The sequence below is a fragment of the Lutispora sp. QWL-02 genome (assembly GCF_058315355.1).
Window position 1 is genome coordinate 883,585 of record NZ_CM177762.1, and the last position, 14,641, is coordinate 898,225.

At 42.5% G+C, this 14,641-nt stretch carries 12 protein-coding genes and 2 other annotated features; of the genes, 2 read left to right on the top strand and 10 right to left on the bottom strand.

The genetic code is table 11. From position 1 onward, the window contains the following. Positions 1-26: 26 nt before the first annotated feature. From AC4HCY_RS03965 to AC4HCY_RS04010, 10 genes are all read right to left on the bottom strand, one after another. Positions 27-1,370, bottom strand: coding sequence for an MATE family efflux transporter (locus AC4HCY_RS03965; RefSeq protein WP_491095432.1), 1,344 nt, complete (start codon positions 1,368-1,370; stop codon positions 27-29). A 157-nt stretch (positions 1,371-1,527) separates the two neighbouring features. Beyond that, positions 1,528-3,513 carry a helix-turn-helix domain-containing protein gene (locus AC4HCY_RS03970; protein WP_491095433.1) on the bottom strand — a complete coding sequence of 662 codons (1,986 nt, stop codon included), beginning with the start codon at positions 3,511-3,513 and terminating at the stop codon, positions 1,528-1,530. After that, positions 3,510-4,163 carry a hypothetical protein gene (locus AC4HCY_RS03975; RefSeq protein ID WP_491095434.1) on the bottom strand — a complete coding sequence of 218 codons (654 nt, stop codon included), beginning with the start codon at positions 4,161-4,163 and terminating at the stop codon, positions 3,510-3,512. The genes AC4HCY_RS03970 and AC4HCY_RS03975 overlap by 4 nt, the downstream gene beginning before the upstream one ends. Beyond that, a complete protein-coding gene (gene mobB / locus AC4HCY_RS03980) occupies positions 4,163-4,663 on the bottom strand; it encodes a molybdopterin-guanine dinucleotide biosynthesis protein B (protein WP_491095435.1) in 501 nt (166 codons plus the stop codon). Before mobB ends, AC4HCY_RS03975 begins: the two co-directional genes overlap by 1 nt. Before the next feature lie 37 nt (positions 4,664-4,700). Further along, on the bottom strand, positions 4,701-5,426 hold the full coding sequence (locus AC4HCY_RS03985) for an energy-coupling factor transporter transmembrane component T family protein (protein WP_491095436.1): 726 nt from the start codon (positions 5,424-5,426) through the stop codon (positions 4,701-4,703). Next, positions 5,423-6,082 carry an energy-coupling factor ABC transporter ATP-binding protein gene (locus tag AC4HCY_RS03990; RefSeq protein WP_491095437.1) on the bottom strand — a complete coding sequence of 220 codons (660 nt, stop codon included), beginning with the start codon at positions 6,080-6,082 and terminating at the stop codon, positions 5,423-5,425. The genes AC4HCY_RS03985 and AC4HCY_RS03990 overlap by 4 nt, the downstream gene beginning before the upstream one ends. Further along, a complete protein-coding gene (locus AC4HCY_RS03995) occupies positions 6,030-6,773 on the bottom strand; it encodes an energy-coupling factor ABC transporter ATP-binding protein (protein ID WP_491095438.1) in 744 nt (247 codons plus the stop codon). Before AC4HCY_RS03995 ends, AC4HCY_RS03990 begins: the two co-directional genes overlap by 53 nt. Then, on the bottom strand, positions 6,770-7,285 hold the full coding sequence (locus tag AC4HCY_RS04000) for a molybdopterin-dependent oxidoreductase (protein ID WP_323431107.1): 516 nt from the start codon (positions 7,283-7,285) through the stop codon (positions 6,770-6,772). The genes AC4HCY_RS03995 and AC4HCY_RS04000 overlap by 4 nt, the downstream gene beginning before the upstream one ends. After that, on the bottom strand, positions 7,275-7,826 hold the full coding sequence (locus tag AC4HCY_RS04005) for an ECF transporter S component (RefSeq protein WP_491095439.1): 552 nt from the start codon (positions 7,824-7,826) through the stop codon (positions 7,275-7,277). Before AC4HCY_RS04005 ends, AC4HCY_RS04000 begins: the two co-directional genes overlap by 11 nt. After that, positions 7,823-8,797, bottom strand: coding sequence for an alkaline phosphatase family protein (locus AC4HCY_RS04010; protein ID WP_491095440.1), 975 nt, complete (start codon positions 8,795-8,797; stop codon positions 7,823-7,825). The genes AC4HCY_RS04005 and AC4HCY_RS04010 overlap by 4 nt, the downstream gene beginning before the upstream one ends. A 292-nt stretch (positions 8,798-9,089) precedes the next feature. Further along, positions 9,090-9,339 (top strand) — a binding site (T-box leader). A 55-nt stretch (positions 9,340-9,394) separates the two neighbouring features. Between AC4HCY_RS04010 and AC4HCY_RS04015 the strand changes: the two genes are divergently transcribed. Both AC4HCY_RS04015 and ileS read left to right on the top strand, forming a co-directional pair. Further along, a complete protein-coding gene (locus AC4HCY_RS04015) occupies positions 9,395-11,125 on the top strand; it encodes a proline--tRNA ligase (protein WP_491095441.1) in 1,731 nt (576 codons plus the stop codon). A 69-nt stretch (positions 11,126-11,194) separates the two neighbouring features. After that, positions 11,195-11,410 (top strand) — a binding site (T-box leader). A gap of 52 nt (positions 11,411-11,462) precedes the next feature. Further along, complete coding sequence (gene ileS / locus AC4HCY_RS04020; RefSeq protein ID WP_323431103.1) at positions 11,463-14,558, top strand: isoleucine--tRNA ligase; 3,096 nt, start codon at positions 11,463-11,465, stop codon at positions 14,556-14,558. The last annotated feature ends 83 nt before the right edge of the window (positions 14,559-14,641 follow it).

The window sequence follows — 14,641 nt, forward strand, 5'->3', positions numbered from 1 at the left end:
TTGTCAATGCAAGGCTAATCGCCTGTTTAGTATTCCGGCTCTTCCACTATATCAAAAGCGCGCTTTATATAATAGATGCCGGTTAAGCAAGAGATCATGTCCGATATGGGAAAGGACAGCCAGATTCCCGGTAAGCCCATGGATTTGGCCATTATAAACATAAGAGGAATGAACACTACAATTTGCCTGTAAATGGACAAGAGGAAGGAACCCCTGCCTTCCCCCATTGCCTGGTAAAAGTATATTGCAACATAGTATACGCCTACAACGGGGAAAATGGATATTATGGTTCTCAGGATTCTTATGGTATCTATAAGCAGTTCGGAATCAGCCATAAAGAAGCCTATAATATATTGAGGGAAGACCATCATCAACAGCCACACAATAGCTGATGACACGGTCGCATAATCGATTGATTTTTTTACCACATCTTTTACCTTATCATAATTATCAGCTCCGTAATTAAATGCCGCTATGGGCTGCATGGAAGAGCTTATGCCGATCACGGTAATAAACAGGAACATTGAGATCCTTGTGGTAACACCTATTATTATCAATGCCTTATCCCCTCCGTAGGACAGGAGAAGGTTGTTCAATAGCACAGCTACTACTGCGTCGGATATTTCTATCACAAAGGTGGAGAAGCCTATCAAGAGGATCTCTGAAGAAATACCATGATTAAGCCTGAGCTTCCAGCCTAAATTCAAATCCTTTTTCACATAGCTGAATTTGTGCCATGCATATAAGAAGGATATGAACTGAGATAAAACTGTTGAAATTGCTGCTCCTTTCACGCCTAAAGGATAATAGGCCACCAATACATAATCCAGTATTATATTTAAAACAGCTCCTAAGCCTGTGGCCTTAAGGGTTATTCTAGGGTTTCCCAGAGCAGTTATGATATAGCACATCACTATAGCTAAAGATTGAAATACGCCTCCGAATATCACAATGCCTATATAATCCTTGGAATAAGGCAATATGCTTTGGCTTGCACCCAGCCCTATTATTATGGGATCCAAAAAGAAATACAGGAGAGATGTAATTGCAGACATTATCAGTATGGTAAGGACCAGAGAATTTTTTATTACAGCTTTCAGATCATCATAATTTTTTTCTCCCAGATATCTTGATGCCGCGGTATAGGAACCCACGGCTATCAAAAGGCCCAAGGCGGAAATAAGGCGCTGAACAGGGAAGGCTATTGCCAATGCTCCTATGGCTGTGCTTCCCAGATACCGACCTACATATATGGTATCCACCATGTTATATAGCTCTATGACTAATAGAGCTATGATGGTAGGCACTGCAAATTTAATGAGAAGCTTATCTGTGTTTTCTGATTTGAATATATTTCTATTGATTTTCATGTCGATCACAACCTTTCGTAAACGGACAGACATCATCCTCAATAAAAAGTATATACATATTTGTAATTTTTTTCATTCACCAAGGTAACCGTTAAAAGGTATAAGTTTAAGCACCTGAAGTTTTTCGTAAGTCGTCGAATAAATAAAAAGCACCATGTTATAGGTGCTTTTGTACTTTTTGAAGCTGAATCAAGTTGGCTCCATAGCCTTCTAAGGCTGATATTATGTTAAAGACAGGGCTCTTGCCTGCGTTATAGAATTTTACAGAAGGTCCGGATGCAGTGTCAAGCAGCTTTAGTTCTTCACCAGTCAAAGCTTTTGGGGCCCCGATGGAAATCCAATTATCGTAGGTTGATCCGTTTTTTTCATTTATATTGTAAGATATGACCCTGAAATCATCGGGGAGGGAAGATAAGTTGATGGAATACTTTCGCTTCAGCATGGTTCTCATTCCGGATTTTTTGAGGGCTCTATCTTTGATCCCAGGGCTTTTCAGCTTATCGTCATATAGGTAGAGCAGTATCTGATAGTTTCCATCCCTTTGGGTTATTATATATCCGTCTCCTTTATCGATCATATTTTCTCCCAGTAGGGATAAAAAACTGTAGGCATAGTATGAAGGTTTTTTCATACCATATTTATTTATGAGACCCTTTCCGCCGAAGAAAACGGAATTATCAATTTCCTCATCACTCAATTCGTCAAACAGTGCCGGGCACGGCATATCCTCCTTTTGGTTTATATAAGCATCGATGATCAGCGGTATCATATAAGCAGTGTCATATAGAGGATCAAGGCTTAAGTCAGGCTTCCGCTCCATATCCTTGAAGTTGCATAGGGACCACTCCTTCATCGCATCTTCACCGAAAAACCCTTTGTAATAGTTCATGAAAGGCTCTATATCTGTATCCTCATCATCCAATATGATCTGAGGTATTATATCCAGCTTCATCAAGGAGCAAAATATCTCCCTCATTTCTTCCCAGTATGCTATCTGGTTAAAGGTATGGCTTTTTTTCAAAAAAACATTGCTTATTATCCCGTATTTGAAGTTTAAATCCTTCTTCGCTTGAGCTATATATGCCATTTTCCTTTGGGAATACAGCTCTCTGCAGCAGCCTAAATACACGGACTCAATTCCTGTTGTCCATGAATCCCCATGGGCATTGCCGATCAGGTCGATATCCAGCTTTATTATCCTGTTTTCAGAATGAAATCTGGGATAATCTTCAAGATAATTTGCAATATGCTCCAGAGCGGTATTAATAGGAAGAGTGTCATACTTTTTCATAGCCTCATATTCTTCGGCAGACAAGTCATGCTTTTTTCTATATTGCATCGGAGTGCATCTATAATGCTTCTTAAAATGCTTATTGAAATATCTTGTGTGTGAAAATCCTAATTCCTCTGATATTTCCGATATAGTCTTATTGCTATCCAGCAGAAGCTTTATGGCTTCTTCTACTCTGGTAAGATTAAGAAAATCATTGAAGCTGTGCCCTACATTATTTTTTATGCCGTAGGATAGATAATGAGAGCTGAGATATTCTCTTCTGGCAATGTCCTGGAGGCTTATCCTGTTATGATAGTTGGAATATATATACTTTATTATCCTGTCATATCTCTCAAACTGAACCTCATTATCCTTCAGGCTTTCTTCATCGTAGATGAGATAATGAAAATTATTGATGAGATGATACAGCAATTCCACCAAAGTATCTTCTATAAATTCTTCAAAATCCTCGCTTCGCTGAAACAGCTCGCACAGCAGTATAGCCAGGTGCTCCCGCAATTTTTCATATTTTTCGGATTTCTGCACATCCGTATCGGAGGTTTCAGTATAAAAAAACATATTCTCTATATCGTAATATTTATTTAAAAATCCGGTATCGATATTAAATATTAAAGCCTTGTTATTGCCGCTTCTGCCGGATATGCTGTGGGCTTCGTCGCTATTGATTATTTCTATCTGGCCTTCCTTTAGAATATGAGTTTCCGTTTCTATATTGACGCTGATTTTGCCTTCTACTACATAGATTATCTCCATGGCCTTATGCCAATGGATGGGATAATGCTTACAGCTATGATAATGTACATTGACAGGCAAATTAGGCGCAAACTCTATAAACTCCCTTCTCATCATATCGGCTCCTCGCTATTAAGTTTATTTTGTATATTTCCGCTCCTTCTTATCTTTGCCTCTGCTTTGCTCAGAAGCAAGTACCCGGCCATATCCTTGAGCTGCGAACCGGAGTATTTTTCATAGCTCTTCAAAAGCTTTCTCATTATGAGATGCTTTTCTTTTGTGAAGGAAGGAGCATTCGTGAGTATGAAAAAGCATAGGTCAGCCAAGTCCATGCGCCCGTCGCCGTGCTTCATTTCCTCAAAATCAAGCCCATATATCTTATTACTGCCGTATATAAAGTTCTTCAGATTCACGTCACCCTTCAGCATGCTGAAGGCTCCGGCGGATATTTGATGCAGCTTGCTCATCCATAAGGCCAAGTCATCAATCCAATCTCCCATATCAAGGCTTTCCGCCAAATCGTTCACCAGGATTCCTTCAATATGCTGTAAGAACAAGCTGCCTTCATCTTTATATATCACTTCGGGTACAGACAGACCGGACCGGCGGAGCATATTCAAGTTATTATACTCTACGGCCAATAAGCGGGTATTTTCCTTTTCATACTTCTTCATCACCGCTAAAACAGCAGAAGAGGAAGTATGTATTTTTACCTTATATACATGATTTCGCTTGCTGCTGAACTTTTCCACTATCTCTATATCCATTATACAGACTCCCAATCCATGGCGGTGCTTTCCACCAGATCCGTAAGCCTCTCTATATCAGTAACGGCATTGATGACGGAAAGGCTTTTAAAGCGGGATATTTTGTTGCTTATCACGCCGCTTAGTACAAATACGCTGGGATGTATGCGCTCCATTACATCTTCGATGGAGGAGGCGCATAAAATCTTGGGGACCCCAAAATCCGTTACTCCTTCCAGTATTACAAAATCCTGATCATAAAATTTTAATATCTCAGGCATAGGCAATCTTTTCTTAAACAAAATATCCGTTTCATAAAGGCCCCGAGCGGTAACCGGTCCGGCTCCTGCTTTTCTATGCCTGTCCGTATTGGAGCCTTCCATGTCTATGGCGAACTCTTCATAATGTATCTCTTTTACTGAACCTACAGTATAATTGCGTTTGATGAGCTCCTTTATTATGCGTTCTACTGTTGTGGTCTTGCCCGATTTTGAATATCCGTAAACCGATATGACTTTCATTTCGACGGCCTCCTTAGTAAATTGCTTTGCTGTTCTATTATGGCAGGCAGATAAAAATTATGATGGTCATTGTTAAAGTTGCCAGTATGACAGTATAATCTGTTCCCTTCATCTTCAATATGCAATAGTCGGTTCTGCATGGGTATACTCTGAAGGCTCTGCATTCCATGGAAAGGGAGATGTACCTGGCCCTGCTTAAGGCTTTAGCTACAGAGGGTGTCAATATGCAGGCATACAATGAAAGCTTCTGCCTCAGCGGTATCTTATGCAGATCCGCTCCTGCCAGCTGTACTGCAGCAATTGAGTCTGAAAACTCTTCTCTAAACAAAGGCAGAAATTTCATCGCCAGAAGAACCATAAAGGCAATTTCATAGGGCAGCTTCATTTTCGTAAGGCCGTATACTATCTCCAGAGGAGGTGCGGATGCAACTATCAGGGCAGAGAATATGACTATGGACATTCTCAACATTATGGATATGCCGCTCTCCAGACCCATGGCAGTCAGTATACTTATATTTCCTATACTAAATATGGTTTCTCCTCCTGAAGTAAATATGCTCTGCACCAAAGCCAATACCAGGAAAAAATACCAGAGTTTTTTTAGCCTTTTTACCGATGCGGATAAGGAAATTGAAAAAAGCCTGCATAAGATCAAGGTCATCAAAAACAGCCAGAAAAGCGGCCCTATCTTCCTTATCAATACCGCAGCTGAGGAAATGATAAACAGGATAATGATCCTGGTTCTGGGGTCCGGCTTTATCATAGGATGTCAACTCCTTTTGGGTTAAGCCTAAAGATCATATCCGCATGGCCCATCAATAACTCTGTGTCATGGCTTACTATCATATAGCCTTTGCCTTCTTCCTTCAATGCTTCGAGGCATTTATCCAGCTGCTTTCTGCGCAATATATCCAAGCCTGTAGTGGGCTCATCCAGTATGACGAATTCCACATTCCGTGACAGCACAGAGGCCAGAGCCAGCCTTTGTTTTTCCCCCCGGCTCAGCTCCAGAGGAGAGGAATCTCTATACCTGGCAAGATCAAACATTTCAAGATAATGCTTGAGCTTATAGTCCGCATCATCCTTGCAATCTGTATTCCCATATATGAAGCTGAAGCTCATCTGCTCCCAAACCGTAGGGCAAAACAGCTGCTTGTCAGGGTTCTGAAAGACATAGCCTACTTTTTTGCCTATATGGGATAAGGAAATATTATTTATATTCTTGCCTTCGAGATATATTTCGCCTTGCTGAGGCTTGAGAAGCCCGAGCATAAGCTTGATCAAAGTGGTTTTTCCGCAGCCGTTTGGCCCCATAAGTCCTACACGTTGATCTTTCTCTATTTCAAAGCTTATATCCTCAAAAAGCTTATTTACTCTGGTATAGGAAAAAGTCAGTGAGTTTGCTGTATAGAAGCTCACGGTTCTCACCTGCCTTGATTCTTTGTTCTATCCTGCCGTCTTTCATGAGCAGGATATTATCGGCCATCATAAGGTTTTCAAGGTCATGGTCAATGGCTATAATGGTCTTGCCTTTCCTTTGAAGCAGCTTGATCCTGTCAATGATGAGATCCCTGCTATCCCTATCCAGCTGTGATAGGGCTTCGTCAAGTATGATGATCTCAGGATCAAGGCTCAAAATGGAAGCCATGGCAGCAAGATGCTTCTCGCCGCCGGAAAGCAGAGATGGATTTTTGCTTCTTAGATGCTCTATGCCGAGAGTTTTTAAGACTCTTTCAATTGTCTCTTCTATTTCCTCATAGGAGAGACACAGGTTTTCCGCAGCGAAGGCTATTTCAGCCTCTACGGTAGGCAGAAATATCTGATTGTCCACATCCTGGAAGACAATGCCGATTTTTCTGGACAATGACGGCAGGCTGAGTTCTCTTATGCTTCTGCCTTCCAACAATATATCGCCTTCCATGATGCCCGGCAGGCTTTTGGGTATGGCTCCGCACAGGCAGAAAGCCAAAGTGGTTTTCCCGCAGCCGCTTAAGCCTGCAACCGCAGTGATGCTGCCCTTTTCAACCTCCATATTGATTGAATCTAGTATCATAGGACCGGCTTTTGCATATCTGAAGTATAGGCTTTGGACTTCTAATATGGTATTCATTCTAAGACTACCTCAACAACATATTTGCACCAGCGCTGGCTGAAGGAATCCGATACGGCTATAAGCTGGAAGGGTCCGCTTCCTCCGTTTTTCATATTTCCAAGAGGCTTGCCGTTTTTCTCGTAAGCCAGATAAACGCCGTTGTCAGCCAAAACTTCATCGGGCGATAATGCTATTACATAGCCGTCCGATCCTTTTACTATTATTTTCGAAGAAGACTTTATCGTCTCATCGCTTATGGAGATCTTGTTCAATACATCTTTAAGCAGCACTCCCTTGAATTTTCGGGAAGCGGGACCCGAGGCGGAAGTATCTTCTACAGCCTTGAATTCCTTTGAGCCCAGGCCGGTAATCTCATCAAAACTAAGCCTTGCCGAGCCCTCACCGGAGACAAAGCCGATCATTCCTTCTTCACCTGAAGCCTTATTAACAGACTTCATATTGATGTAGCCCAATGAGAGTGTTAAAACCGTCAAAATTGCAATTATCGCTATAAGCTTTTTATTTTTCATTTGCATCACCCTGTTTATTTATAGCCTTAATTATTCTAAATGCGATGAGCCCCCCCAGGCCTCCTGACAGCGATGCCGCACTAAGGGAAAGGAGCATGGGAATCATAGGAAGCCGGAAAAACATTACAGAGGACAAAAAAGTCCCTGAAACATTGGCCAGAAGGCCAAGGATAAAAAATCCTGCCGGGCTCATAAATTTATTCTTCAGGAGTTTAGCGGCCATATCGGCTAAAAGCCCCGGTACGGTATAGGTGATTATGCTTATGGCTCCGTGGGTTCCGTATACTCCGGTGATCATGACTAAAAGAGCCTGCACAAGGCCTATGAGAGTCCCCGTGCCTATTTTCTTTGTCATGCCCAGGCCAAAAACTATCCAAAGCATATAAAAGCCGCCGGCGGCAGCGCCTCCGGGTATATAAAGAGGACCTGTTATTATATGCACCAAAGGCACTATTATCGGTTTTATGCCTACTCCCAAAGCGGCGGTGAGTGAAATGACCGCAAGGTCGAACATGGAAAATCTTTTTAAAAATTTATTCATAGGCCACCTGATTGCAATTTAATCTGTATAATGGGTATAAATAAATCTGCTTCGCAGAAAATGCCGTGATTGCCGCCGCCTTCTTCATCATGCATGCCATGGTCTGAGGTTATTATGATATCTCCCCTATAATCCTTTATCATATCTTCTATATAAGAATCTAAGACCTTGAGCTGCTCCAAAGCCTCTTGGGAGCTTGGCCCGTACTCATGGCCAAAATCGTCGAAGGAGTGGAAATGAACCAGCAGAATATGGGGAGGATTTTGAATCTCCTTCATAGCGCTTTCATATATTTCATCATCGATGGTTCCATTGCCGTTTTCATCTATGTTTAAAACGGTCTCAACCTCTGCCGTAAGTATTTTTATATTTCCTTCTATGACCTTTGAGGTCTTGCCTTTTTCAGAAGCTCTGTCAAATATGTCAGGCACCATTAAAGGCTTTTTCTCCCTGCTGTGTATGCCCGTATATTTTGGTGTCTCTCCCGTCACCATGGATGCAAAGGCCACATCGGTGATAGGGGGATATACTGTGAGAGCCATGGTACCCTTGCCCAAGGACTTCATAAAGGGTATCCAGCCCTCATTTAAGGCTTTTTCGTATTGGTCGTAGCCTAAGCCGTCGATATATATGATCAGGACCTTGTTTCCCATGTCTATAGATTTTAGTGCCTTATCGGATATATTCGTTATGCTTTCAAGAGGAGGGCTTTGGATTATGCCTATGGGATTCTCCACTGTAAAATTATCAGTTTTGATAATAGCTCCTTTGAATAAGGATTTCTTTATATTTTCAATCCTATTGGCATAGAGTATGTCACCATCTGCTGTATATACAGCAAATCCAGAGAGATGGCCCTCTTCTGATTTTATTACCGGCAGCTCTGACGGTTCCAGTCTTTGAAAGATAACAATGCATGACAGAAGGACCGATAAGATTACAGCTATAATATAAGAGTTTTTTCTAGACATAAGCGTTCCCCTCGTTTATGCACTGACGGTTATCTGCCATACTTGTTAAATTTAGGCGGGATAGCTCAGACGCATTTATCGTTTTAAGATACATTCTATATATATTCATATTTTCCTTCATAAAGCGCAATTTTCTTTGTATGAAGGCAGTCAAGCTCTATCGGCTTTCAGCTGTGGCTTCGGCACGGACTAGAGCTTTGCCTGTCTGTTCATTGCAACTCCTACCCGCTGAAGGAAGGGTTTTATTGTTGACATTTCATATTTTTTCTGCTATAGTTTTACAAAATAAATACTAAAAGCTATGAAAAGAAGCAGTAAGCATTTTGGATTTATCAGAGAGAAGATGGTTGATGCGAATCTTTAATGAAAAAATGCCGAACCCCTCTTAGAGCTATGAACCGAACGATTATTCCAGTAAGCTTCATCGGGTTTCCTCCGTTATAAGGAAAGAGTATAAGGTGTTATAGCATTTTGTATTTTTGAGTGCAGAAGATTTCTTCTGAATTTAGGTGGTACCGCGATTAGTACAGCTCGCCCTAAGTTGATATTATCGACTTAGGGCTTTTTGCTTCAAATAAATATATTGGAGGTTTAAGAATGAAAGTTGCAAAGCTTGTAGGAGATAGGTTCAAAGAAAGACCGGCTGATTGCGAAATCGACAGCCACGCTTTAATGCTTAGAGGCGGGTATATGAGATACGTTGCTAACGGTATTTATTCTTTATATACTCCTCTTCGTCGCATCACAAGAAAAATCGAACAAATCATCCGTGAGGAAATGGATGCAATCGACGGACAAGAAGTTTTGTTTCCCGTTGTTTTACCGGCATCCCTGCGGGAGGAATCGGGGAGATACACAAGCGTCGGAAGTGAGCTGCTGTGTTTCAAGGATAGGAACAGCAACCCGCTTGTTCTTGGAATGGCACACGAGGAAGCCGCAGTGCAGCTTGTGCGTGAATATGGACAGAGCTATGCAAAGTATCCTTTTATGGTTTATCAAATCCAGACAAAATTCAGGGATGAAGCTCGTCCCCGCGGCGGCCTTATCCGGGCTCGGGAATTTATGATGAAGGATGCATATTCATTCCATACATCACAGGAAGATCTTGAGCAGTACTATTATAGATGCCTGCGCGCTTATGAAAGAATATTTGCCAGGGCAGGCATTCCGGAAGTAATGTCGGTTGCCTCGGATTCGGGCATGATGGGCGGCAATATTTCTCATGAGTTTATCCTGCAGACTGATGTGGGAGAAGATTCAATTGCTGTCTGCTCCCACTGCGATTACCGGGCCAATATGGAAGCGGCAGAAAGCGTTGTACGAAATGAAACAAGTGAAGCTTCCGAAAAGATAGCACTCGTACATACTCCCGATACTCATACCATTGAAGATTTGTCTGCTTTCTTGAATATGCCGAAAGAGAAGTCCTGCAAAGCTGTTGTATATCAGAAAAACTCAACAGATGAGTATGTTGTCTTATTTATTCGAGGGGATCTGGATGCAAATGAAACCAAGCTGAAAAATTATCTTGGTGAAGATATTCGTCCCGCTGATATCACAGAAGAGTGCGGGTTGAATGCCGGATTTATCGGACCCTATAATTTGAAAGGCGATTTTATAGTTCTTTTTGATAAATCACTTAAAGGCACGAATAATCTTTCCTGCGGCGGGAATATCCCTGACCATCACTACACAGGCTTGCAGCTTGAGCGTGATTGCGGCATGATTGAATATCACGATTTTGCCAAAATCAAGGATGGAGGCATCTGCCCAAAATGCGGCAAACACACCATAGCCATTTTGCAGGGAATAGAGGTAGGCAATATTCTTCAGCTTGGAGCGAAATACTCTCAAGCAATGAATATGCAGTACCTGGATAAGGAAGGCAGTTCTCAATATCCTGTCATAGGCTGCTATGGAATAGGTATCGGCCGCCTGGCGGCAGCTGTTTGCGAAGCGCGTCATGATGCGTATGGGCCGATCTGGCCTATGTCGATAGCACCGTGGCAGGTTCATATTTGCTGCATCCGCTCAGATAATCCGGAAGCAAAGAAATCGGCAGATGAGCTGTATGAAAAATTGCAAAGCTTAAATATTGAAGTGATCTATGACGACAGAAGCGTCAGCACAGGCGTCATGTTTTCGGACGCAGATTTGCTGGGTGTTCCCGTCAGAGTCATAGTCAGTCCCCGCAACATGAAGGAAAACTGTCTTGAGATAACAACAAGAGATAAAAAGATTTCTATGAAAGTATCACTCGATAAGGCTGTTGAAGCTATTACAAGCCTGGTAAGTGAGCTGATGAACGAGGCTTGTTCAGCAAAATGAAGGATTTCAGTTTAAAACCTGCTATTGACAAAACCTGCTTCTATGACGTATAATAATATATTATTGCCAATAATGGCTATGAAGAGGACAGTAGCAGGAGAATGAGCATTCAGAGAGATAATCGGCTGGTGGAAGATTATTTGCAAAGCTCTTGATGAATATCACCTTGGAGCCGGATTCCCGAACCGGAGTAAGGAATTCCGCAGTCATGCGTTAAATTGACCGAGTGACAGCTCTTTTTAGGGCTGTAATGAGGGTGGTATCGCGTGTCCAAACGTCCCTATGGTTTTACCATAGGGTTTTTTATTATACAAAGTATACGAGGAGATGAGCGAAAATGAAATTTAAACCTCTTTCGGAAAAGCCTGTAGCAGAGAGGGAAAATCAGATAGCCCGATTTTGGGATGAGATTGATATTCTCGACAAAGTAGTTGCTAACAGAAAAGGAGCAAAGCCCTATATATTCTATGAGGGACCTCCAACAGCCAACGGCAGGCCCGGCATACATCACGTCATCGCCAGGACCCTTAAAGATTCCGTGTGCCGCTATCAGAGCATGAAAGGCCACGAAGTAAAGAGAAAGGCCGGCTGGGATACTCACGGACTGCCCGTTGAAATTGAAGTTGAAAAGCAGCTGAAGCTTTCCAACAAGCAGGAAATAGAGGATTACGGCATAGCAGAATTCAATGAAAAATGCCGTGAATCCGTATTCACCTACGAAAGACAGTGGAGGGAAATGACCGAAAGGATGGGTTATTCCATAGACTTGGATAATCCCTATATAACCTTGAACAATGATTATATAGAGAGCGAATGGTGGATACTGGACAAATTTTTTAAAGAAGGCTTGATGTATGAAGGGCACAAGATACTGCCCTACTGCAGCCGCTGCGGTACAGGCCTGGCTTCCCATGAAGTAGCCCAGGGCTATAAGGAAGTAAAGACGAACACTGTAATAGTCAAGTTCAAAAGAAAAGATGCGGAGGAATACTTCCTGGTATGGACAACAACACCCTGGACCTTGCCCTCCAACGTAGCATTGACTGTAAACCCTAATGAGACCTATCTGAAGGTAAAACAGGAGGATACTGTATATTACGTTGAAAAAAATTTATCCGGGAAAGTCCTTGGGGATAATTTCGAAGTTTTAGAGGAGCTTTCAGGCAAGGACCTGGAGTATATGGAATACGAACAGCTGATGCCTTTTGTCAAGGCCGATAAGAAAGCCTTCTTCGTTACCGTTGCAGATTATGTAACTACCGAGGACGGCACCGGCATAGTTCACACTGCGCCTGCTTTTGGCGAAGATGACTATAACACCGGCAGGAGATACGATCTGCCTGTATTCCAGCCTGTTGATGAAACGGGTAAATTTACTGCCACACCATGGGAAGGCACATTCGTAATGGATGCTGATTTGGATATAATAAAATGGCTGGCCCACGAAGGAAAGCTTTTCAAGAAAGAAAAGATGGAGCATAATTACCCTCACTGCTGGCGTTGTCAGACTCCGCTTCTCTATTATGCAAAGCCCGGCTGGTATATAGAGATGACAAAGCTGAGGGATCAATTGGTAGAAAACAACAATAAGGTAGAATGGTATCCGGACTATGTGGGAGAAAAGCGCTTTGGCAACTGGCTGGAAAATGTCAATGACTGGGCTTTGTCAAGGAACAGATATTGGGGAACGCCTCTAAATATATGGAGATGCGAGTGCGGCCACACTGCTTCCGTAGGCTCCAGAAAAGAGCTTGCAGAGAGAGCTGTGGAAGAAATAGATGAGAGCATAGAGCTTCACAGGCCATATGTGGATAATGTCCACCTCAAATGCGATAAATGCGGCGGAACCATGACCAGGGTCACAGAGGTTATAGACTGCTGGTTTGACAGCGGTGCAATGCCTTTTGCCCAGCATCATTATCCTTTTGAGAACAAGGAAAATTTCCATGAATTATTCCCTGCGGATTTCATATGCGAGGGTATAGACCAGACAAGAGGATGGTTTTACTCCCTCATGGCAATATCAACCTTTATAATGGGAACCTCTCCATACAAGAGAGTTCTGGTCAATGATCTGATATTGGATAAGGAAGGCCGCAAGATGTCAAAATCCAAGGGCAACACTGTAGATCCCTTTGAAATGTTTGACAAATACGGTGCCGATGCTTTGAGATGGTATCTGCTGTATGTATCTCCGGCATGGACGCCCACCAGATTTGATGAAGACGGCCTCAAGGAAGTTTTGAGCAAATTCTTCGGTACTTTGAGAAATGTATATTCCTTCTTCACTTTGTATGCAAATACGGACAATATAGATCCGAGGGAATTCTTCATAGAATACAAGGAAAGACCGGAGCTGGACAGATGGATACTCTCAAAATACAATAATCTGCTGGCTCAGGTGGAATATGAGATGTCTATATACGACCTGACAAAGTCAGTGAGAAAGATTCAGGACTTCGTCAACGAAGACCTCTCCAACTGGTATATAAGACGTTCTAGGAGGAGATTCTGGGAAACAGAGCTTACAGACGACAAAAAAGCGGTTTACAATACTACCTATGAAATACTTGTCGGATTGACAAAGCTCATAGCTCCATTCTCACCATTCATGGCAGACGAGATGTATAAGGATCTGACAGGCGAATTATCGGTTCATTTAGCCGACTATCCTGTTGCCGACAGATATTTGCTGGAGCCTCACATAGAAGAAAGGATGGATCTGGTGAGAGACCTGGTAAGCCTGGGCAGGTCTGCTAGAGAGCAGGTAAGGATAAAGGTTAGGCAGCCTATTTCAGAGGTGCTGATAGACGGCAAATATGAAGAACTCATATTGGATCTGGTGCCTTTGATCCAGGAGGAGCTCAACGTAAAAGAGGTTGTATTTGCAAAGCATCTTGATGAATATATGCAATTCAACCTAAAGCCAAACTTCAAGATAGCAGGGCCTGTATTGGGCTCAAGGATAAAGCTGCTGGGCAAAGCATTGGCAGCAGTTGACGGCGCAGAAGCAGTTAAGAAGCTGGAAGCGGGAGAAACATTGAAGCTTGCGGTAGATGGGGAAATCCTGGATGTAGTAAAGGATTATGTATTGATCACCATATCCGCAAAAGAAGGCTTCACTGTAGCCATGGAGAATAATCTGTTTGTGATACTGGAGACTACTCTCACCCAGGAGCTCTTGGATGAGGGCTATGCAAGGGAATTTATCTCCAAGGTGCAGCAGATGAGAAAGAACAACGGCTATGAGATGATGGACAGGATAAAGATATTCTATGATGGTGATGATGAGATAGCCAAAGCTGTCAATATCTATATGGATTATATAATGAAAGAGACTTTGGCTGATGCTTTAGAACGCACCGGGGATGACAGCTTTGAGAAGCAGGACCTGAACGGTCATGACACAGGAATGAAACTGGAAAAACTATAGGAAAAGGCCATCAAGGACAGCAATAACCTGACCTTCGATGGCTTTTATTCATATCCGGATGGCAAAGCAAATGCATATGATAA